We start from the raw sequence: 24956 nt of genomic DNA, 5'->3' as shown, positions 1-24956 counted from the left end.
CATACGCCCCCTAAACTGAGCTCACTCATGAATGGGAGAGCGCCATGAACCAAGAGGCAGAATTGACCCCGAGATGGGTAGAGCCCGGCAAGCTGGCCGGCATCCGCAAACCCGAAGCCCATGAACTGGGGGCCCTGGCCAAGGCCAGATTTCAAGCGGTGATCTCACTGTGCGATGATCAGGACAACCATCAACTCTACCAGGATTGGAAACTGCCGTTTCTGTGGCTGCCTGTGGCCAGCGGCCAGATCCCCAGCCGGGTGCAGTTAGAGCAGATGGTCAACTTTATCGAGCAGTTCGAAGGGGCGGTGGCGGTCCACTGCAGCGGCGGACAGCGCACCGCCGCCGGACTGGCCGCCTACCTGATCCATCAACAGGGAGACTTCGACCTCGCCCTGGGTACCATCGAGCAGATCATCCCAGAGCTGGAGCTGGATGAGGCCCAGTTGATGAGTCTGCTGCAACAGGCCAGGGTGATTCAGTAACGCTAATTTTCAATCTCCTACGCGGTTCGGCTAACACTTGTTAGCTGAACCTCCTGCTGCTACCATTCTGGTTTGACCTGTATCTCAGTGAGAGCCCGATGCACAGCCAAATCCAACCCTACTCCCCCGGTGAAGAGATCGCCAATGCGGTCACCCATGGCCTCGGCGTTGCCGCCGCCATCGTCGGCCTGACCCTGATGCTTACCAAGGCGATTCCGGTGCTCGACGCCTGGGAGATCGCCAGCATCAGCATCTATGGTGCCAGCCTGATCCTGCTGTTTCTGTTCTCCACCCTCTATCACGCCGTCAGCCACCCCGGCGCCAAGCAGGTGTTCAAACGCCTGGATCACTGCGCCATCTACCTGCTGATCGCCGGCACCTACACACCGATGATGGTGATCAGCCTGGACGACTGGATGGCGGATCTGGTGCTGGCCATCATCTGGGCCATGGCGTTGGCGGGGATTCTGTTCAAGGCGTTCTTCGTACATCGCTATAAAAAGCTGGCCCTGACCACCTACCTGGTGATGGGCTGGCTCTGCCTGCTGGTGATCTATCCCCTCTACCAGTCCCTGCCCGACGCCGGCTTCAACCTGCTGTGGATAGGCGGCCTGTGCTACAGCGGTGGGGTGGCCTTCTACGTCGCCAAGCAGACCCCCTATACCCATGCCATCTGGCACCTGTGTGTGCTGGGAGGGGCCGTGTGTCATTGTGTGGCCATCGCCGTGTTTGTCATCCCCGGCTAAAAGCCCAATGCCGGATTGAGGTCGGCCGGACGCAGCGCATCGGCCGAGGTGAGGTCACACACGCCTCCGGGGAAGATCGCCTTGAGCCGCGCCAGGTAGGGGCCGACATCCAGGGAGCCGTATTGGCCACGGGCCACCGCCTGTTCCAGTGGGATCAGTCGGCACTGAAACACGCTGCCCAGCCAGGGGCCGCCCGCCTGGACGCGGGAGTTGCTGAAATGGGGATAACGCTGACTGCAGGCGCCGGGCTCCCGGTGATTCCACTCGCCATCCCAGGCATCCTCCCCTCGATAGATCACCTTGCCCTGCTCATCGAAGCACTGATCCTCAAGCCCCGCCGGCCTGGGCTCGCCACGCACTTTGGCCTCCAGCCACCCCTCCATCGCCGCAAACGCCTCGGCGATCGGGGTGTAGTCCCGGTGGGAGACCCAGATCACCTGGTTGTCCCTGTGCCCCTCCCAGGCCAGAATCCTGGCCCTGGCCTCAAAGGAGGCGGAGAGGTGATGCATATCCAGTTCCGGCTCCAGGTAGTGGCGCAGATCGATCACCGGCAGGGGATTGCTGCCCACAAACACCTGACCGCTGCGATAGGCCCTCTCCACGGCGATGGGATCCGGTTGCCGCCGTTCCGCCGGGGCTCCCTCGGTAATGTTGTGATTGCCCCACAGGGAGAGCCACAGGGGCAGTTTGTTCCCCAATGGCAGCCAGATGGATTCCGCCTCCATCCTGTGTGGCCTGCGCCAACTGCCGATGTGGCGATTGAGGTGCAGAAACTCGCCCATGGTCAGTTGCCCGGAGACCAGGGGGCGCAGCCCATACTGAACCCCCATGTTGCCCCAGGCACTGCGGGCGTACCCTCGGGCATCGCGGCCATAGATCTCAACCAGGTCCTCCCAGTAGCTCCAGTGGCCCCGGGCCTGGATCGGCTCTGAAAACATGGGGCGAATATAGCCCTGATGGGGGTTGTGGATCAGGGCCGACAAGCCGAACCAACCGTTGATACACTCACTGGATCCCTCGGGCCAACTGGGCCAGCGTCCATGCAGCAGCTGGTTGAGCGGCTCAAGGAAGGCCGCCTTATGATCGAAGCCGGCCCTGGCGTTCATCCCCTCCAGGGAGACCCGGTTGTCAAAGTCCTGCCAACGATGGTTGCGCCGGGCGCGAAAGGCGTAATAGGTATTGAGCAGATCGCAGTCCAGGCCATAGAGGGTCTGGGTCACCATATCCGGATAGGCGTACAGCGCCAGGGCGCCATCGAATACACCCGCACGATTCTGAGCCATCAGGTACTGGGCCAGTCCCCCGCCGGATCCGCCGATGCCGATGGTGTACCTGGGCTGGCCGTAGAGGCTGGTGAATTGACGCTTGACCCGCCTGGCGGTGTCCTCGGCACGGATCATGTCGTAGGTGTAGCTGGTCTTGTTGCCGCTGGAGGTGATCACCGCATAGCCGCTGCGCAACTGTTCGCGCCGTTTGCTCAGCAGCCGGATGGGTTTGACCCGTCCCTGACGGAAACCGATGCCACTGCCACCGTGAAACTGGTAGATTAGCTTGCGGTTCCACCAGGGGGCCTCGGTTCGGGCCTGTTGTGGCGTGGCCAGCATGGCTATGTGATAGATGTAACGGTTGATGGTGCCACTCTCCACCCGGTAGATCTCCGGCACCAAGTCACTGCCCAGCCGGGTCTGGGCCACCGCCTCAGGGGGGGGAGGAGCACCGGGATCGTATCGGCGGACCTGCCCCCTGATATCGGCAAAGTAGTAGCTAAGCCGGCTGGGGAGCCCGCAGTCGCGGCTATACCCGACAATGCGGCTGCCCGGCCGGCCTCCCCGCTCCTCGTACACGGGAACACCATACCCCTGGTGGTTATCCACTGCAGGTTGGCCCAAACCGGCCAGCAGGGTCATGCAGAAAAAGGGGTACTGCCGCGGACCGGCATAGAGTGGTTGACTGGGCCCAACCTCTCCAAGGGGAATGGGGAAGAAGTAGGTGTCATCGGGACGGGTCACCAGGGCCAGATGAGGCCGGTAGTCGATCACAGGCACGTCGACCGGCGGAGGCAACCGGTTCACCTGCATCTGATGGTAGGGATGAGTCCAGCGCAGGTACTGGAAGTAACCCAGTACCCCCAGCAGGATCGCCAGTACCAGAGTCAGCAGATAATAAAACCACCTCATCGCACACTCCCCCGAGACACAACCTGGGGTAAGTGTGGCTCAAAGAGGAGCACGCCCCCAAGGGGACGAACCGGCCAGACAGATGAAAATGGAAATAAAAAGGCCCTCGCCTGACGGCAAGGGCCCTAAAAATCTGCTTGGGTAAGTGTTAGATAACGCTTACATTCTCAGCTTGAGGACCCTTTTGGCCTTGAATTACGGTCATGGTCACTTGCTGACCCTCAACCAGGGTACGGCGTCCATTGCCCTGGATAGCAGAGAAGTGTACGAACACATCCTTGCCATCTTCACGGGAGATGAAGCCAAATCCTTTTTCGTCGTTAAACCACTTAACTGTTCCAGTAACTTGTTCAGACATATCTAACTCTTTTTCAATCAATCGCACGGACGGTCCTTACCGCCCGTTATCGAGTTCAAGTATACTCAGGTTATCGGCGTTTACAAACCCCCTGGTGATTTTTTTATCAGTTAATCTGCCCAGCTCAAAAATGATACCAGCTTGTTAACGAAAGTTTCGCGATTTCACCCTGAAATTGTCAAACAGTTCACTTCTGTCCAGCAAGCGCCCGGCCATCAGGTGCACCACCCCCTCCCCCTTCTCTACTTTGCCACTCACCTGCATCAACCTGGCGGTCAGATAAGGCTGGCGTTGAGCCTGGGCGGTGCGACTCCACACCACCACATTGGCATTGCCGGTTTCATCCTCCAGGGTAATGAAGGTTACGCCACTGGCGGTACCCGGGCGTTGGCGCCCCACCACCACGCCGGTCAGAGTCACCGGTTGGCCCTGACGACAGCCCATCAACTGCTCGGCATTCACCTGGCCCTTCATCAGGCCACGGCGGCGCAGCATCGACATCGGGTGCTCCCCCAGGGTCAGCCCCAGCTGGGTGAAGTCGGTGAGCATCTCCTCCTCTGCCTCGGGAGCCGCCAGGGTCACCTGGCTCTGAGGCGGCTCCTCGCCAAACAGGGGCAACTGCTCCATCACCGCCGCCAACTGCCAGCGGGCCTGGTAGCGGTGGCCAACCATGCTCCTGAGGGCATCGGCGGCCGCCAGCCGCTCCAGATCCGGCCGCCCCAGGGCGCTGAGGGAAGCCAGTTGCTGGCTGTCGCGGTACCCGCCCTCGGGCCGGGCACAGACCACCGCCCTGCCCGCCTCCTCGCACAGTCCCTTCACCAGCCTCAGGCCCAGCCGCAACCCGGCTTCGCCGGCCACCGACTCCAGACGATGATCCCAGCCGCTGTGGTTCACCGACACCGGCAACACGCTGACCCCGTGACGACGGAGATCCTGCACCAGTTGAGAGGGGGTATAGAACCCCATCGGCTGGCTGTTGAGCAGCGCACAGCAGAACGCCGCCGGATGGTGGTACTTGAGGTAGGCGGACACATAGGCCAGCAGGGCGAAACTGGCGGAGTGGGATTCGGGGAAGCCGTATTCGCCAAAGCCGCGGATCTGGTTGAACACCTGGCGGGCGAAGGCCTCGCTGTAGCCCCGCTCCGCCATTCCCGACAGCAGCTTGGTCTCGAACTTGTCCAACTCCCCGTGGCGCTTCCAGCTGGCCATGGCCCGGCGCAGACGATCCGCCTCCCCACCGGAGAATCCGGCGGCCACCATCGCCAGTTTGATCACCTGCTCCTGGAAGATGGGGACACCCAGGGTGCGCTCCAGCACCTCACGCACCGCCTCACTGGGGTAACTCACCGGCTCCAGGCCATGGCGGCGTCGCAGGTAGGGGTGGACCATCTCTCCCTGGATGGGACCAGGACGGACTATGGCGATCTGAATCACCAGATCGTAATAACTCCTTGGGCGCAGCCTGGGGAGCATGTTGCTCTGCGCCCTGGACTCGATCTGGAACACGCCGATGCTGTCCGCCCGGCACAGCATGTCATACACCTGGGGCTGCTCCCGCTGCACATCATCCATGCCATAGGGCTGGCCCCGCCACTGGCCTATAAGGTCGAAGCAGCGACGGATGGCGGTCAGCATCCCCAGGGCCAGCACGTCCACCTTGAGCAGCCCCAGGGTTTCAAGATCGTCTTTGTCCCACTGGATCACCGTGCGATCCGCCATGGCGGCGTTCTCCACCGGCACCAGTTCCGCCAGCGGACCCTGGGAGATGATAAAGCCGCCCACATGCTGGGAGAGGTGACGGGGAAAACCGATCAGGCTCTCCACCAAGGGAACCAGGTGGGCGGCGGCGCCAGCGGGCACGCCCTCTTCGCCGATCAGCGCCTGGGTCTGGCTCTGCCAGGTGGTGTCCTTGTCGCGGCGGTCCACCTGCTTGATCAGGCGCTCCTGGTAGCTCTCATCCAGCCCCAGCGCCTTGCCCACGTCCCGCACCGCGCTCTTGAAGCGGTAGCTGATCACCGTGGCCGCCAGCGCCGCCCGCTCCCGCCCATACTTGCCATAGATGTACTGAATCACCTCCTCCCGCCGCTGGTGCTCGAAATCCACATCGATGTCCGGCGGTTCGTTGCGCTCCCTGGAGATAAAGCGCTCGAACAGCAGGTTCACCTGGGTGGGATCCACCTCGGTGATCCCCAGGCAGTAGCACACCACCGAGTTGGCCGCCGAGCCCCGTCCCTGGTAGAGGATCTTCCGGGTCCGGGCAAAGCGGACGATGTCGTAGATGGTCAGGAAGAAGTAGTGGTACTCCAACTCATCGATCAGCTGCAGCTCTCTCTCTATCTGGGCCGCCACCCTCTCGGGAACACCATCGGGGTAGCGGCGGCGGGCACCGGCCTCGGTCTCCTGGCGCAGGTAGCGGGAGGCGCTCAGCCCGGCGGGCACTACCTCAGCCGGGTACTGGTAACGCAGCTCCCCAAGCTCGAACCGGCACAGCTCGGCGATCACCTGGGTCTGAGCCAGCCACTCCCGGCGGTAACGACGTCCCAGGGCTTCCAGGCTCTTGAGATGCGCCTCGCGGTTGCCCTCCAGCCGCCAGCCCGCCTGGGCCAGGGTACAACCATGGTGCACGCAGCAGAGCAGGTCCAGCAACGGCTGGCGGGTCACATCGTGCATCCGCACGCCGCCGGCACACACCAGGGGCACTGACCACCGCTGTCCCAGGGCCTCGGTCAGGGCCAGGGTGGTAGCGTCATCGGGCGCGAAGTGGCGCTCCACCAGCAACCACAGTCGCCCCCGGTAGAGGGGGACCAGCGTCGCCAGGATCGGATCCAGCCGCGCCCGCTCGGTGCCCGCCACCGGCCTAAGCAGCAGCAGGCACTCCTCCAGGCCCGGCGCCAGATCGCTCCAGTGGATAACGTACTCCCCCTTGGGGCTGCGCCGGCGAGCCTGGGTGATCAGGGCGGAAAGCCGGCCATAACCGCGGCGGCTCTGGGCCAGCACCACCAGGGTGGCCTCACCGAAACGGAACTCGCAGCCGGTGATCAGCTTGATGCCATGCTCCCGGGCCGCCTCCCAGGCCTTGACGATCCCCGCCAGGGAGCACTCGTCGGTCAGGGCAATGGCGTCATAGCCCAGGCTGGCCGCCTGAGCCACCAGCTCTGCAGGGTGGGAGGCCCCCTGCAGGAAGCTGTAGTTGCTCAGGCAGTGCAGTTCGGCGTAGCCAGGCTCAGAACCAGCCATGGATAAACCACCCCCGACCATCGCGAAACGCCCAGCACCAGCGACCATCGGTCACCTGGGCCAGGTAGTAGTCCCGGGCCACGGGAGCACCGTCCCACCAGCCACTCTCCAGTCGTTCCGGCCCCTGACGCAGCCGCAAGTCACTGCGCTGTGCCGCCAGGGGCTCCTCCAGCAACCAGGGCGGACGGGGACGCTGCGGCGCCGGCGCACTGCGGGCGCCGGGTTCCCCCCAGCGCCAGGCCCGTTCGGGGCGGATCTCATCCACGCAGCCCACCCCCCTGACCCTGGACTCTCCCAGGCGGGCCATCAGCTGGGCCACCAGCTCCCGGGCCGGGGAGGACGGCCCCCCAGGCAGCACCTGGGCACTCAGGCCCCGGGACGCGGGCTCCAGGTCGCTGAAGTGCTCCGCGGTGAGCGCCAGCTCCACCACCGGCTGGTACAGGGTCAGGCGCTCAAACCTCAACTGCACCAGCTTCAGCAGTTGCTCGCTGCGATGCTCGGCGAAGCCGGGGCGCAGCACCACTTGCCGAGCCAGCCCCTGGCGATGTACCAGGGTCAGGGTAAAGGCGTCACAGGCCAGCTGGCGGTGGCGCAGAAACTCCCCCAGGGCCACCAGCATCCGCTTCAGGGGAAACAGCAACACCTGGGCCAGCTCCACCTCTTCCAGCAACACCAGCTTCTGATGGAAGCCTGGGGGGGGCTGGTACTCCTGGCGCGGATCGGGCATCTCTCCCCACAGGCGGGAGAGATAGAGCAGCAGCTCACTGCCGAAACGCTGCCCCAGTTCTGACCTGGGCAGGCGGTAGAGTTGCTCCGCCTGGCGGATCCCCATCCCAAGCAGCCGCTCTGTGCTGTCTCCCGGCAGCTCCAGGGCGGTCACCGGCAGGGCCAGCAGTCGAGCCCGTAGTGCCTCCTCCTCCAGGGTATCGGCATCCTCACCGCTGCGCGCCAGCAGCGCCGCCGCCTGAGGGGTGTGTCCCAGCCCCTGGCGGCAAGGCAACCCCAGGGCCGCCAGGCTGAGGTTGATGGCGGCACGCCACTGGGCCAGGCCGCCGAACAGCCGCAGCATGCTGCCCACCTCCAGCAACAGCCTGTCCGGCGGCACCAGCACCACCCGGCCACTGAAGCCATAGGCCCAGGCCGCCAACTCCTCCAGCACGGCGGCTTGGTCGGCCATGGGCTCCAGCAGCCGAAGCTCGGGGCACAGGGCGGAGGCGGTGGCCAGGCTCTGCCCCGGTGCCACTCCAACCGCCCTCGCCAGCTCATTGAGCTGCAGCACCCGAATAGGCACCCCGCCCACCAGGGCCAGGGGGGGCACCTGCTCCAGCGCCCGCGCCTGATGGTGCAGCTGCAGATCCACGAAGTGCAAACCCAGCCACAGCATTACCAGGGCCCTTGTACCAGGGTGGCCGCGTCCCTGGCGGGGAGCGCCCCCCAGCCCTGGGGGGCCAGGGGCAGCCGCTGGGGCGATTGGGGCCAGCCACCGCGCTGCTTGAGGATCTGCAGGCGATGGCCAGCGGGCTCGGGTGTCAGCCTCAGGCGCAGGCCGACCGGATGGCTCTGCTGCTCCAGCGCCAATGGCAGGAACACCAGGGCGACACTGTCCCCCCGTTCCGCCGCCAGTTGCAGCCGCCGGGATTCACTCACCGACAGGGCATCGAGCCACAGCAGTACCCGCTGACAGCTGCCGCTGGCCAGCGCCTGCTCCGCCGCCCACAGCTGTTCCTTGCGATCCAGCTCGGTGAGGCACAACAACCGGCTCAGGTCCAACTTCCGGCTCCAGGCGGGGGCGTAGGGAACGAAGGGGGGACAGATCAGCAGCAGCCACTGGTCCTGTGCCGGCGTCATCAGGCTCTGCAGCAGCAACACCTCGCCGCTGCCGGGATCGGCCACCAGCACCTCCACCACACCACAGTTCGGCCAGCCCTGACGGGCCAGGTGGCGGTCCAGGCCGGGAAAACCGGTGGCGATGCCGCACGGTTCCTGCTGCCACTGGCTGGCCAGCCACAGGTCATCGCGCTTAAGCAGGGAATCAACGGGTTTCAACATCTTTCGCACCAAACAAAATACTGTACGCATATACAGTATTAACCATCTTGGCCACAGATCCAAGGGATCCGGGGGAACCCGTGGGGCCTTTGGGCACTCTTAAAGAAAATTCAGTACACTGGCTCTCCAGAGAGGTTGGAAGGATACAGATGGATGAGTAAGCCCAAGCCCCTTACCGGAGAGCAGAGGATCTGGCAGGTGTGCCTGATGATCCCCGAAGGCAAGGTGGTCAGCTATGGCCAGCTGGCGGATCTGGCCGGCCTGCCCGGACGGGCCCGGTTGGCGGGACGGGCGATGCGCACCGTCCCCGAGGAGATGGCCCTGCCCTGGTACCGGGTTCTGGGCGCCGGCGGCAGGATCTCCCTGCCCAAGGACTCGCCGGGGTACCGGGAACAGCAGTACCGGCTGCGGCAGGAGGGGGTGGAGGTCAACGGCAGCCGCATCAATATGAATCGCTACCAGTGGCAGCCGGATCTCGCCGAGCTGTTGTGGCAACTACCCTTTTAACGAGAGCCCGTGGATCTTTGACGAACACTTTTCAGGAGTGCCCATGCGAACCCTGCTGACGATTGCCCTGCTGCTGCAGGCGCTGGCCATTCAGGCCAACCCCCTGCTGCCCTACCGGGCGGATTACCAGGTGTGGCGTGGCGACTCGGAGCTGGGCAGCGGCTACTACCAGCTGGAGCGGCTGGCCGATGATCACTACCGCCTGGGCTACCAGAGTCAGGTGGGCTGGCTGTTTCTCTCCGACACCCGCACCGAGACCAGCGAGTTCCAGATGGCCTCAGACCTGGTGCGCCCGACCCTGTACCGGATGAAGCGCTCCGGCACCGGGCCGGACTTCAAGGCATGGATCCGCTTCGATCCCGAGCAGGGACGCATCGATGCCCAGTACCGGGATGCAAAGACCCGGCTGCCCTGGAGCGAACCCAGGTTCGATCCCCTGAGTTACCAGCAGCAGTTGAGGCTGGACGTGGCGGCGGGCAGGACCGAGATGAGCTACCCCGTCATCTATAAGGCCAAGGAGCGTGAGTACCGCTACAGGGTGGTGGGCGAGGACACCCTGACCCTGCCCTTCGGCACCCTGGAGACCATCAAGCTGGAGCGGGACCGGGGGGAAGGCAGCAGCCGTCAGACCTACCTGTGGCTGGCCAAGGCGCACCATCTGGTGATGGCGCGCCTGATTCAGTATAAGGATGGGGATGTGCAGGCGGAACTGAAGCTCACCAAGCTGACCTTCACGACCGACCCGACGCTACGGGCAAGCCGTCCTTAAAAAGCTGCCACTCGCCCCCCTCCATGGTGTGCCACTGCTCGTTGTGGGTCAGGGGCCGGGTGGCGATCACGGTCACGATGTCCTTCTCCGTGGTCTCCTTCTTGAAGTCGATCACCATGTCGGTGTCGATCAGCCTGGCTTCGCCGAAGGGGGCGCGACGGGTGATCCAGCACAGGTTATTGCTGCACAGCGCCAACAGGTAACGGCCGTCGGTCAGCAGCATGTTGAACACCCCGAGTTCCCTGAGCTTGGCCGCCTCCTGGGCCATAAAGCGGAACGCCTGACGCATCTCCTTCGGCTTCTCCGGGAAACGCTCCGCCAGCTTGTCCATCAGATAGCAGAACGCCAGCTCGCTGTCGGTATTGCCCACGGGCTGGAACCGCTGGGGCTTGAGCTTATCGGTGTAGCCACTGAGCTGGCCATTGTGGGCGAAGGTCCAGTAGCGCCCCCACAACTCCCGGCAGAAGGGGTGGGTATTCTCCAGGGAAACCCGACCACGGTTGGCCTGGCGGATGTGGCTGATCACCGCCTGACTCTTGATGGGGTACTCCTTGATCAGGCTGGCCACCTGGGACTGGCAACTGGGCTTGCAGTCCCGGAAGGTGCGGTTCCCCATCCCCTCGTAGAAGGTGATGCCCCAGCCGTCCTTATGGGGGCCGGTCACCCCGCCGCGCTCCACCAGGCCGGTAAAGCTGAACACAATGTCCGTGGGCACATTGGCGCTCATCGCCAGCAATTCACACATAGCTCTACCCGTATCATTCTCTATTACAACGAAGAATAACCAGATTTTAACGTTCACGCACCCCGATAGGGCAGCGTTTGCTCAAAGGCTCACCACCCTGCCTCTCACCATTGCCCTACGCCTCTGTACAAATATTCGCAAATAGATCTTGAAGAATTTAAAACATGCGTTTAGTTTTTATGTGACAGAGGTCAGACCAGACCATATACTGTGACAGAGAGCAAACTTGCCGGCAGCCCGTTTCCCGGCAGGTGACACAAGGAGAATTAACGTGACTACCCTAGTTTGGAGCATTGCCTCTATTCTGGTGTTGGGGGGGCTCATCTACAGACGCGCCTCGCTGACCCTGTTTACCCTGGTGGCCGCCGCAGCCCTGGCTATCGGCACCGGCCTTGGCATCGTGGGCTCCCTGGCCTGGATCCTGTTCGCCATCATCGCCATCCCCTTCAATATCGCCTCCCTGCGTAAGAGCCTGCTGACCAGGCCAGCCCTGAAGGCGTTCCGCTCGGTGATGCCCGAGATGTCCCAGACCGAAAAGGATGCCATCGAAGCGGGCACCACCTGGTGGGACGCGGACCTGTTCTCCGGTGCCCCTGACTGGAAGAAGCTGCACCAACTGCCCATGCCCCGCCTGAGCGCCGAAGAGCAGGCGTTCCTGGACGGTCCGGTGGAGGAGGTGTCCCGGATGGTGAACGCCTTCCGCGTCTCCCACCAGGATGCGGATCTGACTCCCGAGGTATGGCAGTACCTGAAGGACAACAAGTTCTTCGCCATGATCATCAAGAAAAAGTACGGTGGCCTGGAGTTCAGCCCCTACGCCCAGTCCCAGGTTCTGCAGAAACTGGCCGGCGTCGACTCCGTGCTGGCCTCCACCGTCGGCGTGCCCAACTCCCTGGGTCCCGGTGAGCTGCTGCAGCACTATGGAACCGAAGAACAGAAGGATTATTACCTGCCCCGCCTGGCGGTGGGTAAAGAGGTCCCCTGCTTCGCCCTGACCAGCCCCGAGGCGGGCTCCGATGCCGGTGCCATCCCCGATTACGGCATCGTCTGCAAGGGCGAATGGCAGGGCAAAGAGGTGCTGGGCATGCGCCTGACCTGGAACAAGCGCTACATCACCCTGGCCCCGGTGGCCACCGTGCTGGGCCTGGCGTTCAAGCTGCGCGATCCCGACGGCCTGCTGGGTGACCAGGAGGAGATCGGCATCACCTGCGCCCTGATCCCCACCGACATCGACGGCGTGATCATCGGCCGCCGCCACTTCCCGTTGAACACCATGTTCCAGAACGGCCCCACCCAGGGCAACGACGTGTTCGTGCCCCTGGAGTTCATCATCGGTGGTCCCGAGATGGCCGGCAAGGGCTGGCGCATGCTGGTTGAGTGCCTCTCCGTAGGCCGGGGCATCACCCTGCCCTCCAACTCCGCGGGTGGCATCAAGACCGCCGCGGCAGCCACCGGCTCCTACTCCCGCATCCGTCGCCAGTTCAAGACCCCCATCGGCAAGATGGAGGGGATTGAGGAGCCCATGGCCCGCATTGGCGGCAACGCATATCTGATGGAGGCGGTCAACGCCATGACCACCACCGGCCTGGGCCTGGGTGAGAAGCCCTCGGTGATCTCCGCCATCGTCAAGATGCACCTGACTGACCGGATGCAGCGATGCGTCATCGACGCCATGGACATTCACGGCGGCAAGGGGGTGTGTCTGGGTCCCAACAACTACCTGGGCCGTGGCTACCAGGGCGCCCCCATTGCCATCACCGTGGAGGGGGCCAACATCCTGACCCGCTCCCTGGTGATCTACGGCCAGGGCGCCATCCGCTGCCACCCCTATGTGCTGAAAGAGATGGAAGCGGCGTTCGACAAGGACTCCGGCCGCAGCCTGGAGAGTTTCGACCAGGCGGTATGGGGCCACGTGGGCTTCGTGTTCAGCAACCTGGTGCGCAGCATCTGGCTCGGTCTGACCGGCGCCCGCTTCAGCAGCGCCCCCTACTCCGACGTGACCAAGCGCTACTATCAGCATATGAACCGCTTCAGCGCCAACCTGGCCCTGCTCTCCGACCTAGCCATGGCGATGCTGGGCGGCAGCCTCAAGCGCAAGGAGCGCACCTCCGCCCGCCTGGGGGATCTGCTCAGCCAACTGTACCTGACCTCCGCCACTCTCAAGCGTTACCAGGATGACGGCCGCCAGAGCGACGACATCCCGCTGATGCAGTGGGCGGTCGAGGACAGCCTATTCAAGCTGCAGACCTCCCTGGTGGAGCTGCTGGAGAACTTCCCCGCTTTCGGCGGCCTGCTGAAGTTTGTGATGTTCCCCCTGGGCCTGCCGATGAAGCGCACCTCCGACAAGCTGGATCACCAGGTGGCCAAGATCCTGCAGACCCCCTGCGCCGCCCGTGACCGCCTGATTGCCGGCCAGTGGTTGGAAGCCCACGAGAACAACCCGGTGGGCCGCCAGGAGCAGACCCTGCGCAACATCCTGGCCGCCGAGCCCCTGTTCGACAAGGTGTGCAAAGCCGCTGGCACCAAGCTGCCGTTCTGGAAGCTGCATGAGGTGGCCGACAAGGGGCTGGAGCTGGGGGTTCTGACCGCCGACGAGGCCCAGCTGCTGCGCGACGCCGAAACCGGTCGACTGGAAACCATCAACGTAGACGACTTCGCCCCTGAAGAGCTCAAGGCCAACCCGGTCGATGTCGAACCCAGCAAGCCCGTCCAGGCTGCCTGAGTCCGACTGACCTGACAAAAAAACCCCGGCAGGCCGGGGTTTTTCTTTTGTCATTGGGGCGCTGACCCAAAAAAGGGCCATCAGGCCCCCTCTTCACAAACTGAACGTTAACGCTCCATCCGGATCACCACCCGGCGGTTCTGGGCCCGACCACGGTTGCTGGTGTTGCTGGCGATGTGGCGCTTCTCACCATGTCCCTGGCTGACGATACGCTCGGCATTGATGCCGGAATCCACAAAGAACTGCTTCAACTTGTCCGCCTGCTCATGGCTGAGCTTGAGGTTGGCCGCTTCCGAACCAAAGCTGTCGGTATAGGAATCGATCAGCACCAGCTCCAGGGTCGGGTCATAGGAAAGGTACTCGCGGATCCGTTCCAGTTTGCGGCGTGAGTCTGAGGTCAACTCACCGTTTTTTTCCCGGAAGTTGAGGACGGTAAAGGCGATATCCTCGAAGCTGTAGGGCAGCAGGCTGTCGATGCAGGCCACAAACTGAAAGTAGCTGTTCTGGAAGTTGGCGGAACTCAACCCCACCGCCACCTGGTTCACCGGGTTATACCAGTCCTGGTAGTAGAACGTGGGCTGCATCCCCTGCTCCAGCTCGGAGAGCATCACCCAGGCGGCCTGCTTGGGCACTTCGGCATCAAACTGGGCTTGGTAGGTCAAATCCACGATGCGCCGTGCCGGCACACCAGGTCGCCACGAGGGGGCCACCGAACGCAGGCTGGCGCGGGTGGCCCGCTCCGGCTTGCGCTTCATCTCCAGGACGAAGTTGAGGTCGGTGGAGCGCCCGGCCCTGCTGTTGAATACCGCGGTGCCAAAATTGGGGATGGTGTGGGTCAGGGTGCACTGCAGCGGACTGGCCGTCTCCAGATTCCAGTGTGACTGATCGATGGATGCCACGTAGTTCCTGACTCCACCGGAGGCGGAGCAGGAGAGCATTGCACCCACAATCACTGCACCATATCTCAATCGCATCTACGCTACCCTGAGGTTCTCTGTTACCGCCTGTATCGGCGCCCTGGCGGAAAGCTTTAGGCCAAATGTTCACCAACCAAAGTTTTTTGCATTATTCCGGTGCTTTGCGATAATTGCGCACCCCGAGAGAAACAAAGCTGGCGGCATGACCCCTATTAAACCAGAAAATCTGCTTGTTAACCGCTTCCGCGGTTACTTCCCCGTGGTGATCGACATCGAAACCGCCGGCTTCAACGCCGCCACCGATGCGGTACTGGAGATCGCCGCTGTCACCCTGGAGATGGACAGCGACGGATGGCTCAAGCCCGCCCAGACGCTCCACTTTCATGTAGCGCCCTTCGAGGGAGCCAACCTGGAGCCCGCCGCCCTGGAGTTCAACGGCATCGACCCTCACAACCCACTTCGGGGCGCCGTCTCGGAGAAGGAAGCCCTGCATGAGATCTTCAAGGCGGTACGTAAAGCGCAGAAGGCCGCAGGCTGTCACCGTTCCATCGTCGTGGCCCACAACGCCGCCTTTGATCACGGTTTCCTCAATGCCGCCATCGAACGGGCCAAGATAAAGCGGGTGCCCTTCCACCCCTTCGCCACCTTCGACACCGCCACCTTGTCGGGGCTGGCCCTGGGACAGACGGTGCTGGCCAAGGCGTGTCGCACCGCCGGAGTCGAGTTTGACAACAAGCAGGCTCACTCCGCCCTCTATGATACCGAGCGCACCGCCGAACTGTTCTGCCATATCGTCAACAAGTGGAAATCACTGGGGGGATGGCAGGTACCGGAGGAAAACATCAAGAAGGGGCAGCCCCAGGACTCGCAAGGGCAGGAGTAACGGCACCGGAGCCGCCTTGGACGGCCCCCTCCATCGCCCGACCAGCTTATCCGGCCCCAAAACCTCGATGGCGTCAAATTCTCGCCACATAACACAGCTTGACCGTCGAGCAGATGGACGTGGTGACCAGCATTGGCCTGGCCCTGTGGCAAGGCGGTTCAGCTACGGCGGCCGAGCAACTGATTGCCGAAGCGGACCTGCAGATGTACCTCGACAAACAAAGTCTCAAGCGGGCCGGTTAACCTCGGCCCATCACGGCTCACCAAGGCCGATTTTGGTCACACAATCGCACTCCTGGTGCATATTTCACTGGACAGTTCCCTCCTGACCCTGAAAATGGTTCGTTTCACCTTTTATAGCAATCAACCATAGGTAACAGATAACAATGAACGCCGTCGTCATCGCGGTACTCCTGGTCCTGGTGCTCAGCCTGGCCAGAGTCAACGTGATTATTGCGCTGACCGTCAGCGCCCTGGTTGCCGGTCTGCTGGGCGATATGAGCCTGGCCGAGACCATTGATGCCTTCAACACCGGACTGGGTGGTGGCGCCACCATTGCCCTGGGCTACGCTCTGCTGGGCGCCTTCGCCGTGGCCCTGAGCCACACCGGCATCACCGACAGCCTCTCCCGGGCGATCATCGGTCGCCTGGGCCGTCATCCCGATAACCAGGCGGTTACCGGGGTCAAGTACGCCCTGCTGGTGGCGATTCTGCTGATGTCCATCGCCTCCCAGAACGCGGTACCCATCCATATCGCTTTTATCCCCATCCTGATCCCACCCCTGTTGGGCGTATTCAACAAGCTGAACCTGGACCGCCGCCTGATTGCCTGTGTGCTGACCTTCGGTCTGGTCACCACCTACATGGTGCTGCCGGTGGGCTTTGGCGGGATCTTCCTCAAGGACATCCTGATGGCCAACCTGGTCGGCAACGGCCTCCAGATGCAGGCCGATGAGCTGATGGGCGCCATGTTCATTCCCGCCCTGGGGATGGTGTTTGGCCTGCTGACCGCCACCTTCGTCAGCTACCGCAAACCCAGGCAGTACGAGGAGAAGGATCTGGACGGCAGCGAGCATGTGGAGCACCAGCCCCTCAGCGGCACCCGCATCGCCATGGTCATGGTGGCCATCGCCGCCACCCTGGGGATTCAGCTCTATACGGACTCGATGATCTTCGGTGCCCTGGCGGGCTTCGTGGTACTCAACCTCGGCGGCATGGACAAGGGGATCTCCAGCCAGGATCTGTTCACCCAGGGGGTGCGGATGATGGCGACCGTGGGCTTTATCATGATCGCCGCCGCCGGTTTCGCCGCGGTGATCAAGGCCACCGGCGAAGTTCCCGCCCTGGTGGATTCCATCCAGGCGATGATCGGCACCGACAAGGCCCTGGCGGCCTTCTTGATGCTGCTGGTAGGCCTGTTCATCACCATGGGGATCGGCTCCTCATTTTCCACCATTCCCATCATCGCCGCCATCTACGTGCCGCTGGCGCTGGGTTTTGGCTTCTCCACCCCGGCGGTTATCGCCCTGGTGGGTACCGCCGCCGCCCTGGGTGATGCCGGCTCCCCGGCTTCCGACTCCACCCTGGGTCCCACCGCCGGCCTTAATGCCGATGGTCAGCACGATCATATCTGGGACTCTGTGGTCCCCACCTTCCTCCACTACAACCTGCCGCTGCTGGCGTCGGGCTGGGTGGCGGCCATGGTGCTGTAATCCCAAACCCGCAAACAAAAGGGGCGCCAGATGGCGCCCCTTTTTCATCGGCGTTGCGAGAAGGCCTACTCGGCCTCCTGCTCCTTGTACTTGGCCGCGGTCTCGGTAACCAGGCTCTGCAGTTCACCGGTGCGGGCCATCTCCAGGATGATGTCACAGCCACCGATCAGTTCACCCTCCACCCAAAGCTGAGGGAAGGTCGGCCAGTTGGCGTACTTGGGCAGTTCAGCGCGGATATCAGGGTTTTGCAGGATGTCCACGTAGGCAAACGCCTCTCCGCAGTTCACCAGCATCTGGGAGGCCTGGGCGGAAAATCCACAGCTGGGCAGCTTGGGAGAGCCCTTCATATACAGGATGATCGGATTTTCAGCGATTTGTGACTTAATCTTTTCTACAGTTTCCATGGGTACCACATTTGGTAGTGATCTTGATTCTCATTCTATTCAAAGTGCAACCAAACCCCAATGTATTTTTTCGATGAACCCGGTTAGAACATTCAATTGGGAACATGATGCACGTCACAGGGTTAGGGAGTACAATAGCCCCATACGGAACAAAACCAACAGCTAAAACAGCTAAATGGAGAACGCACATGGCTTTCGAACTACCTGCACTGCCTTACGCCAAGGATGCACTGGAACCTCATATCTCTGCCGAGACTCTGGATTTCCACCACGGTAAGCACCACAACACCTACGTGGTAAAGCTGAATGGCCTTATCGAAGGCACCGAGTTTGCCGGTAAGTCTCTGGAAGAGATCATCAAGAGCTCCAGCGGCGGTGTTTTCAACAACGCGGCCCAGATCTGGAACCACACCTTCTACTGGCACTGCCTGTCCCCCAACGGTGGCGGCGAAGCCAAGGGTGCCATTGCCGATGCCATCAACGCTGCCTTTGGTTCCTTCGACGCGTTCAAGGCCAAGTTCACCGACATGGCCATCAACAACTTCGGCTCGAGCTGGACCTGGCTGGTGAAGAAGGCCGACGGCGGCCTGGAGATCGTCAACACCAGCAATGCTGGCACCCCGTTGACCGAGGAGGGTGTCACCCCCCTGCTGACCGTCGACCTGTGGGAGCACGCCTACTACATCGACTACCGCAACCTGCGTCCCGACTACATGAACGCCTTCTGGGCGTTGGTGAACTGGGAGTTCGTCAACCAGAACTTCACCGGCTAACGCCTGGCAGCGCACTGAACAAGGGAGCCATTCGGCTCCCTTTGTCGTTTCTCCCCCGGAGGGTTCGGTGTCAGAGACAACAAGGGAGCCGAATGGCTCCCTACTTTGCTAAATGCCTTTCCCCATCAATGCCCTGCTGAGGTAAGCTTATCCCAACCCTGCCACTCTCCAGACTGAGAAAAGAAGCGCTCCGGATCATGGGGCACCCAACTGGGCCGGCTGTGCTGCTGATGGTATTCGAGCCACTGCTCTCTGTTGTGGATACCACACCATCTGGCGTAGGTTGAGATCATCTCCATCGAGACGCGGTCGTGTTGAGTCACTGACATAACGCTACTTCCTGTGTAACCAACCGAGCTCACTGTAGCAAAAACGTTACCTTACCTACTAATGGATATTTGTGACAGTTGCGTGACACCCTTCGCCGACCAGCAAAACCCCATTCGTAGCCGGTTCGCGCCACTTTAAGGCAAAAGATTCCTCCACAATTTCAACCAAATTTTCTGCACAATTCCGCCACCTGGATCGTATACAGATGAAACCCCTGCACCTTGAGTGCGGTCTTATAGGTAGATGAGCAGAGCTTTCCGCTCGAGCCTGATAAAACCATGAAATATTTCGTCTTAAAAATCTATGGTTTGCTGCCCTAACACGAAATATTGGGTCTACGCTTAATGCTAAGGGTTGGAGATGACTGCCCTGCCACCGGCGCGGCAATTCTGATTTCTGGGGGTGACCGATGACCATTTTACAGCACTATCAGCAACGTTATGAACGAACCCGTGACGAAGAGATGAGCATCCATGATTACCTGGAGCTCTGCAAGACCGACCACAACGCCTTTAGCAGTGCCGCCGAGCGGCTACTGGAAGCCATAGGGGAACCGGAGATGGTGGACACCGCTCAGGATCCCAGGCTGTCCCGCATCTTCTCCAACCGGGTGGTTCCCCGTTACCCGGCCTTCTCAGAGTTCTACGGCATGGAGGAAGCCATCGAACAGATCGTGGCCTACCTCAAGCACTCCGCCCAGGGGCTGGAAGAATCTAAACAGATCCTCTACCTGCTGGGCCCGGTTGGAGGCGGCAAGTCCTCCCTGGCCGAGAAGCTGAAGAAGCTGATGTCCAAGGTTCCCATCTATGTCCTCAGCGCCAATGGCGAACGCAGCCCGGTCAACGACTCCCCGCTGTGCCTGTTCGATCTGGAGGAGGATGGCAAGGTGCTGCAGCAGGAGTACAACATCAACAAGCGCTACCTGAGAAGCATCATGTCACCCTGGGCCGCCAAACGGTTGCACGAGTTTGGCGGGGACATCAGCAGGTTCAAGGTAGCCAAAGTCTATCCCTCCATCCTCGACCAGATTGCCATCGCCAAGACCGAACCCGGCGACGAGAACAATCAGGACATCTCCTCTCTGGTGGGCAAAGTCGACATTCGCAAGCTGGAACATTTTGCACAGAATGACGCCGATGCCTATGCCTATTCCGGTGCCCTGTGCCGAGCCAACCAGGGAATCATGGAGTTCGTGGAGATGTTCAAGGCGCCCATCAAGGTGCTGCATCCGCTGCTGACCGCCACTCAGGAGGGTAACTACAACAGTACCGAGGGGCTGTCCGCCCTGCCCTTCTCCGGCATCATCCTGGCCCACTCCAACGAATCCGAGTGGCAGAGTTTTCGCAACAACAAAAACAACGAAGCGTTCCTCGACCGGGTCTACATCGTCAAGGTGCCCTACTGCCTGCGCGTCTCCGAAGAGAAGAAGATCTACGAGAAGCTTTTGGACAACTCCGATCTGAGCCGTGCCCAGTGTGCCCCCGGCGTACTGGACATTCTGGCCCAGTTCAGCGTGCTCTCCCGCCTGAAGGATCCGGAGAACTCCTCCATCTACTCCAAGATGAGGGTGTACGACGGTGAAACCCTGAAGGACACCGATCCTAAGGCGAAGTCCCATCAGGAGTACAAGGACTACGCCGGCGTCGACGAGGGAATGAACGGCCTCTCCACCCGCTTCGCGTTCAAGATTCTCTCCCGGGTGTTCAACTTCGACCACAGTGAAGTGGCCGCCAACCCCGTTCACCTGTTCTATGTGCTGGAGAAGCAGATCGAGCGCGAGCAGTTTCCACAAGAGCAGGCCGAACGCTACCTGGAACACCTCAAGGGCTATCTGATCCCGAAATATGTCGAATTTATCGGCAAGGAGATTCAGACCGCCTATCTGGAATCCTACTCCGAGTATGGCCAGAACATCTTTGACCGCTACGTCACCTACGCCGACTTCTGGATCCAGGACCAGGAGTACCGGGATCCGGAGACCGGTCAGCTGTTTGACCGGGCGGCACTGAATGCCGAGCTGGAGAAGATCGAGAAGCCCGCCGGCATCAGCAATCCCAAGGATTTCCGTAACGAGATTGTCAACTTCGTCCTGCGGGCCCGGGCCAACAACGCCGGTAAGAACCCCAACTGGGTCAGCTACGAGAAGCTGCGCACCGTTATCGAGAAGAAGATGTTCTCCAATACCGAGGATCTGCTGCCGGTGATCTCCTTTAACACCAAGACCTCGGCGGATGAGCAACAGAAACACGACGATTTCGTCGACCGGATGATGGAGAAAGGCTATACCCGCAAACAGGTTCGCCTGCTCTCCGAATGGTACCTGAGGGTACGCAAGTCATCCTGATGCGGTGGGAGAGTGCCTATGACCCATTTTATTGACAAGAGGCTCAACACCAAGGGCAAGAGCACGGTTAACCGCCAGCGCTTCCTGCGACGCTACAAGAAGCAGATCAAGCAGGCGGTCTCCGATGCAGCCACCAACCGAAGTGTCACCGATGTGGAGAGCGGTGAACGAATCACCCTGCCCACCAAAAACATCTCCGAGCCGGTGTTTCACACCGGCCGCGGCGGCGTTCGCCAGGTGGTGCACCCGGGAAACGACCAGTTCCACCGGGGGGATCGCATCGACCGACCGCCCCAGGGCGGGGGCGGGGGGGCCGGTCAGGGGCAGGCATCGGACAGCGGTGAAGGCAGCGACGATTTCGTCTTCGAGATCTCCAAGGACGAGTACCTGGACATCCTGTTTGATGACCTGGAGCTGCCTAATCTGCAGAAAACTGCCCTGGACAAGCTGGTGGAGTTCAAGACCGTCCGCTCGGGGATCACCTCGGAAGGGATGCCCTCCAACATCCACATCGTCCGCTCTCTGAGGGAATCGCTGGCGCGCCGTACCGCCATGACCTCCGGCAAACGGCGGGCGCTCCGCGAGGCCGAGGCGAAGTTGGAGGCCCTGACCAACACCCCCGGCTCCAGCACCGAGGAGATCCAGGCCCTGGAAGAGGAGATCACCGAACTCAAGCAGAGGATCAAGGCGGTCCCCTTCCTGGACACCTATGATCTGAAATACACCAACTTCGCCAAACAGGCGGTGCCCACCTCCAAGGCGGTGATGTTCTGCCTGATGGATGTGTCCGGCTCTATGGATCAGGCCACCAAGGACATTGCCAAACGATTCTACATCCTGCTCTACCTGTTCCTGACCCGGACCTACAAGGAGCTGGACGTGGTGTTCATCCGTCACCATACCCAGGCGAAAGAGGTGGATGAACAGGAGTTTTTCTACAGTCAGGAAACCGGCGGTACCATCGTCTCCAGCGCCTTGAAACTGATGCATGAAATTCAGCAGGAGCGCTATCCGGCCAACGAATGGAACATCTATGCCGCCCAGGCCTCCGACGGCGACAACTGGGCCGATGACTCACCACTGTGCCGGCAACTGCTGGACCAGGCGCTGCTGCCCATCTGTCGCTACTTTACCTATATCGAGATCACCAACCGGGCTCACCAGACCTTGTGGCGAGAGTACGAGAGCCTGGCGCAGGCCCACCCTCATTTCGCCATGCAACATATCCGCTCCGTGGAAGATATCTTCCCGGTATTCAAAGAGCTGTTCAAAAAGCAGACGGCATGATTTCTTTGGGGGTACGCCGATGACCAAGAAACGAACCCTGTCAGACGGACCGGACTGGACCTTTGAGCTGCTCGATCAGTATCACACGGAGATCGAGCGGGTGGCCAGGCTGTACCGGCTGGACACCTATCCCAACCAGATCGAGGTGATCTCCGCAGAGCAGATGATGGATGCCTACGCCAGCGTCGGCATGCCCATCGGCTACTCCCACTGGACCTTCGGCAAGAAGTTCATTGAAACTGAACGACACTATAAGCGCGGTCAAATGGGACTGGCCTACGAGATCGTGATCAACTCCAACCCCTGCATCGCCTACCTAATGGAGGAGAATACCATCACCATGCAGGCGCTGGTGATGGCTCACGCCTGTTACGGTCACAACAGTTTCTTCAAGGGCAACTACCTGTTCCAGACCTGGACCGACGCCGACTCCATCATCGACTACCTGGTGTTCGCCAAGAACTTCATCGCCGAGTGTGAACAGAGCCACGGCATTGATGCGGTCGAGGATCTGCTGGACTCCTGCCATGCCCTGATGAATCTCGGCGTGGACAGATATAAGCGCCCGGCGGAGATCTCCCTGAGAGAGGAGAAGATGCGGGTTAAGGAGCGCGAGGCCTACCTGCAATCCCAGGTCAACGATCTGTGGCGCACCCTGCCGGCCTCCCCGGCGGAGGAGGAGGACAAGCAGACACCCCGCTTCCCGACCGAACCCCAGGAGAATCTGCTCTACTTCATTGAGAAGAATGCGCCGTTACTGGAGCCCTGGCAGCGGGAGGTGGTGCGCATCGTTCGCAAGATAGCCCAGTACTTCTATCCCCAGAAGCAAACCCAGGTAATGAACGAGGGCTGGGCCACCTTCTGGCACTACACCATCATGAACCACCTGTATGATGAGGGCCTGGTCACCGACCGGTTCATCATGGAGTTCCTCCACAGTCACACCAACGTGGTGATGCAGCCTGACTACAACAGCCCCTACTACAGTGGCATCAACCCCTATGCCCTGGGCTTTGCCATGTTCCAGGATATCCGCCGCATCTGTGAAGACCCCGACGAGGAGGACAAGCGCTGGTTCCCCGAGATCGCCGGTTCCAACTGGTTGGACACCCTGCACTTTGCCATGAATAATTTCAAAGATGAAAGTTTCATCTCCCAATACCTCTCTCCCAAGGTGATGCGCCAGTTTAAGTTCTTTACTGTCCAGGATGACGATCGCAAGAGCTATCTGGAGGTAGGGGCGATCCACAACGACGAGGGCTACCGGGAACTGAGGCAGAACCTCTCAGCCCAGTACAACCTCTCCAACCTGGAGCCTAATATTCAGGTGTGGAACGTCAAGGTGCGTGGCGATCGATCACTGGTGCTGAGGTATCAACCCCAGAACCGCATCCCGCTGGCCGACAGCAAAGAGGAGGTGATGAAGCACCTCCACCGCCTGTGGGGTTTTGACGTCTACCTGGAGGAGGAGAAGGAGAACGGTCATACCGAGATCATTGGCCGCAGCCTCACCAAGACGGAAGAGTAGCCAACAAAAAGCCCGCATACGCGGGCTTTTTTGACGGAGGCTGACGCCTACTCGGCAATGTCCTTGGGCATATCGGAGCGGATCTTCATCCACAGCTTACCGGACTCGATACCATACTTACGCACCAGGTTCGGCACCTGATCGGCATCCCCCTCTTCGGCGCACTTCAGCAGGTCTCGGTAGTAGTTACGAGCCAGTTCACGTGCCGCCTCCTGGCTGAAATAGTAACGGCCAACCCGGCTGTAGAGGCCCTTGAACCCGTTCAGGATCAGGGCGTAGATGGGATTGTCTGATGCCATAGCCAGGGAGTGGTTGAGGTTATAGTCATAATCGGAGAACGCACCGGGCTCGTCGTCGACATCGCTCCACTGGGACAACACCTCCTGGGCACGCACCGGGTTATAGCGCACTGCAGATCGGATGTAGATGGCACTGATGTTGGTACGGGCGGACAGCAGCTGATCCATCAGTTCGGGCACACCATCCTGATCCAGGCGGGCGATGGTCTCCAGGATGTTCAGCCCGGAGGTCTCCCAGAAGTTGTTTACCCGGGTGGGCTTACCATGCTGGATGGTCAACCAGCCATCGCGGGCCAGGCGCTGCAACACTTCCCTCAGAGTGGTTCGGGTGACCCCGATCAGCTCGGACAGCTCGCGTTCCGCCGGCAGGATGGTTCCAGGAGCGAACTTGTTGTTCCATATAGATTTTACGATATATTCTTCGGCAAATCCTGCTGGACTCTGCGCTTTTATTATCATAGTCACGGGGGCCTTACGACTCTTGAACAAGATGTAATTGGATTATCTTAGCAAATAAAGCACAAATCCAAAAATGCGATCCGAGCCCCAAATATTCAACCAAATTGAGTTCGTTCACAACTTTAACATGCTAAACGGTGGATTCTCAGCCAGATTAACTGTAAAAAAGTGGTCGAACCTTAGCATTATCAAAAACCAATAAGAATTTTTGATATTCAGTGTCAGT

21 protein-coding genes are annotated in these 24956 nt (G+C 60.9%); 12 read left to right on the top strand and 9 right to left on the bottom strand.

Features of this window, described 5'->3' with window-relative positions; all coding sequences use genetic code 11:
• The first annotated feature begins 44 nt into the window (after nucleotides 1-44).
• Both FCL40_RS03550 and trhA read left to right on the top strand, forming a co-directional pair.
• Entirely contained in the window at nucleotides 45-485 is a 441-nt protein-coding gene (locus tag FCL40_RS03550) for a protein-tyrosine phosphatase family protein (RefSeq protein WP_136851452.1), read from the top strand.
• 98 nt (nucleotides 486-583) lie between these two features.
• Nucleotides 584-1231 carry a PAQR family membrane homeostasis protein TrhA gene (gene trhA, locus FCL40_RS03545; RefSeq protein ID WP_136851450.1) on the top strand — a complete coding sequence of 216 codons (648 nt, stop codon included), beginning with the start codon at nucleotides 584-586 and terminating at the stop codon, nucleotides 1229-1231.
• Here trhA and FCL40_RS03540 read toward each other — a convergent pair.
• From FCL40_RS03540 to imuA, 5 genes are all read right to left on the bottom strand, one after another.
• Nucleotides 1228-3408: a DUF6351 family protein gene (locus FCL40_RS03540; RefSeq protein WP_136851448.1), complete on the bottom strand. Its 2181-nt coding sequence runs from the start codon at nucleotides 3406-3408 to the stop codon at nucleotides 1228-1230. The genes trhA and FCL40_RS03540 overlap by 4 nt on opposite strands.
• A 148-nt stretch (nucleotides 3409-3556) precedes the next feature.
• Nucleotides 3557-3766, bottom strand: a complete 210-nt coding sequence (locus tag FCL40_RS03535) for a cold-shock protein (protein ID WP_136852217.1) — start codon at nucleotides 3764-3766, stop codon at nucleotides 3557-3559.
• 144 nt (nucleotides 3767-3910) lie between these two features.
• The gene (locus FCL40_RS03530) at nucleotides 3911-7003 is read right to left on the bottom strand and encodes an error-prone DNA polymerase (RefSeq protein ID WP_136851446.1); all 3093 of its coding nucleotides are present in this window, start codon (nucleotides 7001-7003) and stop codon (nucleotides 3911-3913) included.
• Nucleotides 6990-8387: a Y-family DNA polymerase gene (locus FCL40_RS03525; protein WP_136851444.1), complete on the bottom strand. Its 1398-nt coding sequence runs from the start codon at nucleotides 8385-8387 to the stop codon at nucleotides 6990-6992. Before FCL40_RS03525 ends, FCL40_RS03530 begins: the two co-directional genes overlap by 14 nt.
• Nucleotides 8387-9052 (bottom strand): translesion DNA synthesis-associated protein ImuA, encoded by a 666-nt coding sequence (imuA, locus tag FCL40_RS03520; RefSeq protein WP_169306990.1) that lies wholly within the window; start codon nucleotides 9050-9052, stop codon nucleotides 8387-8389. The genes FCL40_RS03525 and imuA overlap by 1 nt, the downstream gene beginning before the upstream one ends.
• Before the next feature lie 153 nt (nucleotides 9053-9205).
• Here imuA and FCL40_RS03515 point away from each other — a divergent pair, with 153 nt between their 5' ends.
• Together FCL40_RS03515 and FCL40_RS03510 are read left to right on the top strand one after the other, a co-directional pair.
• Entirely contained in the window at nucleotides 9206-9559 is a 354-nt protein-coding gene (locus FCL40_RS03515; protein ID WP_136851440.1) for an MGMT family protein, read from the top strand.
• Between the two features lie 43 nt (nucleotides 9560-9602).
• A complete protein-coding gene (locus tag FCL40_RS03510) occupies nucleotides 9603-10328 on the top strand; it encodes a DUF3108 domain-containing protein (protein ID WP_136851438.1) in 726 nt (241 codons plus the stop codon).
• Here FCL40_RS03510 and FCL40_RS03505 read toward each other — a convergent pair.
• Nucleotides 10291-11073 carry a class II glutamine amidotransferase gene (locus FCL40_RS03505; protein WP_136851436.1) on the bottom strand — a complete coding sequence of 261 codons (783 nt, stop codon included), beginning with the start codon at nucleotides 11071-11073 and terminating at the stop codon, nucleotides 10291-10293. The genes FCL40_RS03510 and FCL40_RS03505 overlap by 38 nt on opposite strands.
• Before the next feature lie 271 nt (nucleotides 11074-11344).
• Between FCL40_RS03505 and fadE the strand changes: the two genes are divergently transcribed.
• Entirely contained in the window at nucleotides 11345-13795 is a 2451-nt protein-coding gene (gene fadE, locus FCL40_RS03500) for an acyl-CoA dehydrogenase FadE (protein WP_136851434.1), read from the top strand.
• Between the two features lie 107 nt (nucleotides 13796-13902).
• Here the strand turns inward: fadE and FCL40_RS03495 are convergent, their stop codons facing one another.
• Nucleotides 13903-14769 (bottom strand): flagellar protein MotY, encoded by an 867-nt coding sequence (locus FCL40_RS03495; protein ID WP_136851432.1) that lies wholly within the window; start codon nucleotides 14767-14769, stop codon nucleotides 13903-13905.
• Between the two features lie 145 nt (nucleotides 14770-14914).
• Here FCL40_RS03495 and rnt point away from each other — a divergent pair, with 145 nt between their 5' ends.
• The 3 genes from rnt to FCL40_RS03485 all read left to right on the top strand — a co-directional run bounded on the left by rnt (nucleotide 14915) and on the right by FCL40_RS03485 (nucleotide 17306).
• The gene (rnt, locus tag FCL40_RS03490; protein WP_136851430.1) at nucleotides 14915-15595 is read left to right on the top strand and encodes a ribonuclease T; all 681 of its coding nucleotides are present in this window, start codon (nucleotides 14915-14917) and stop codon (nucleotides 15593-15595) included.
• Nucleotides 15596-15693: 98 nt separating this feature from the next.
• Entirely contained in the window at nucleotides 15694-15837 is a 144-nt protein-coding gene (locus tag FCL40_RS18550) for a hypothetical protein (RefSeq protein ID WP_169306989.1), read from the top strand.
• Nucleotides 15838-15980: 143 nt separating this feature from the next.
• On the top strand, nucleotides 15981-17306 hold the full coding sequence (locus FCL40_RS03485) for a Na+/H+ antiporter family protein (RefSeq protein ID WP_136851428.1): 1326 nt from the start codon (nucleotides 15981-15983) through the stop codon (nucleotides 17304-17306).
• Between the two features lie 65 nt (nucleotides 17307-17371).
• On the opposite strand, the gene FCL40_RS03480 is transcribed toward FCL40_RS03485, so the two are convergent.
• The gene (locus FCL40_RS03480) at nucleotides 17372-17710 is read right to left on the bottom strand and encodes a Grx4 family monothiol glutaredoxin (RefSeq protein WP_028111045.1); all 339 of its coding nucleotides are present in this window, start codon (nucleotides 17708-17710) and stop codon (nucleotides 17372-17374) included.
• Between the two features lie 188 nt (nucleotides 17711-17898).
• On the opposite strand from FCL40_RS03480, the gene sodB reads away from it, so the two are divergent.
• From sodB to FCL40_RS03460, 4 genes are all read left to right on the top strand, one after another.
• Nucleotides 17899-18483 carry a superoxide dismutase [Fe] gene (gene sodB, locus FCL40_RS03475; protein ID WP_136851426.1) on the top strand — a complete coding sequence of 195 codons (585 nt, stop codon included), beginning with the start codon at nucleotides 17899-17901 and terminating at the stop codon, nucleotides 18481-18483.
• Between the two features lie 739 nt (nucleotides 18484-19222).
• Nucleotides 19223-21157, top strand: a complete 1935-nt coding sequence (locus FCL40_RS03470; protein WP_136851424.1) for a PrkA family serine protein kinase — start codon at nucleotides 19223-19225, stop codon at nucleotides 21155-21157.
• A gap of 18 nt (nucleotides 21158-21175) precedes the next feature.
• Complete coding sequence (locus FCL40_RS03465) at nucleotides 21176-22444, top strand: YeaH/YhbH family protein (RefSeq protein ID WP_136851422.1); 1269 nt, start codon at nucleotides 21176-21178, stop codon at nucleotides 22442-22444.
• A 19-nt stretch (nucleotides 22445-22463) separates the two neighbouring features.
• On the top strand, nucleotides 22464-23972 hold the full coding sequence (locus tag FCL40_RS03460; RefSeq protein ID WP_136851420.1) for a SpoVR family protein: 1509 nt from the start codon (nucleotides 22464-22466) through the stop codon (nucleotides 23970-23972).
• A 47-nt stretch (nucleotides 23973-24019) separates the two neighbouring features.
• On the opposite strand, the gene fadR is transcribed toward FCL40_RS03460, so the two are convergent.
• Nucleotides 24020-24730: a fatty acid metabolism transcriptional regulator FadR gene (fadR, locus tag FCL40_RS03455; RefSeq protein WP_136852216.1), complete on the bottom strand. Its 711-nt coding sequence runs from the start codon at nucleotides 24728-24730 to the stop codon at nucleotides 24020-24022.
• Between the last annotated feature and the right edge of the window lie 226 nt (nucleotides 24731-24956).

This window comes from Ferrimonas sediminicola (genome assembly GCF_005116715.1).
Lineage (GTDB): Bacteria > Pseudomonadota > Gammaproteobacteria > Enterobacterales > Shewanellaceae > Ferrimonas > Ferrimonas sediminicola.
This window is presented reverse-complemented; position numbering and strand designations above follow the sequence as displayed.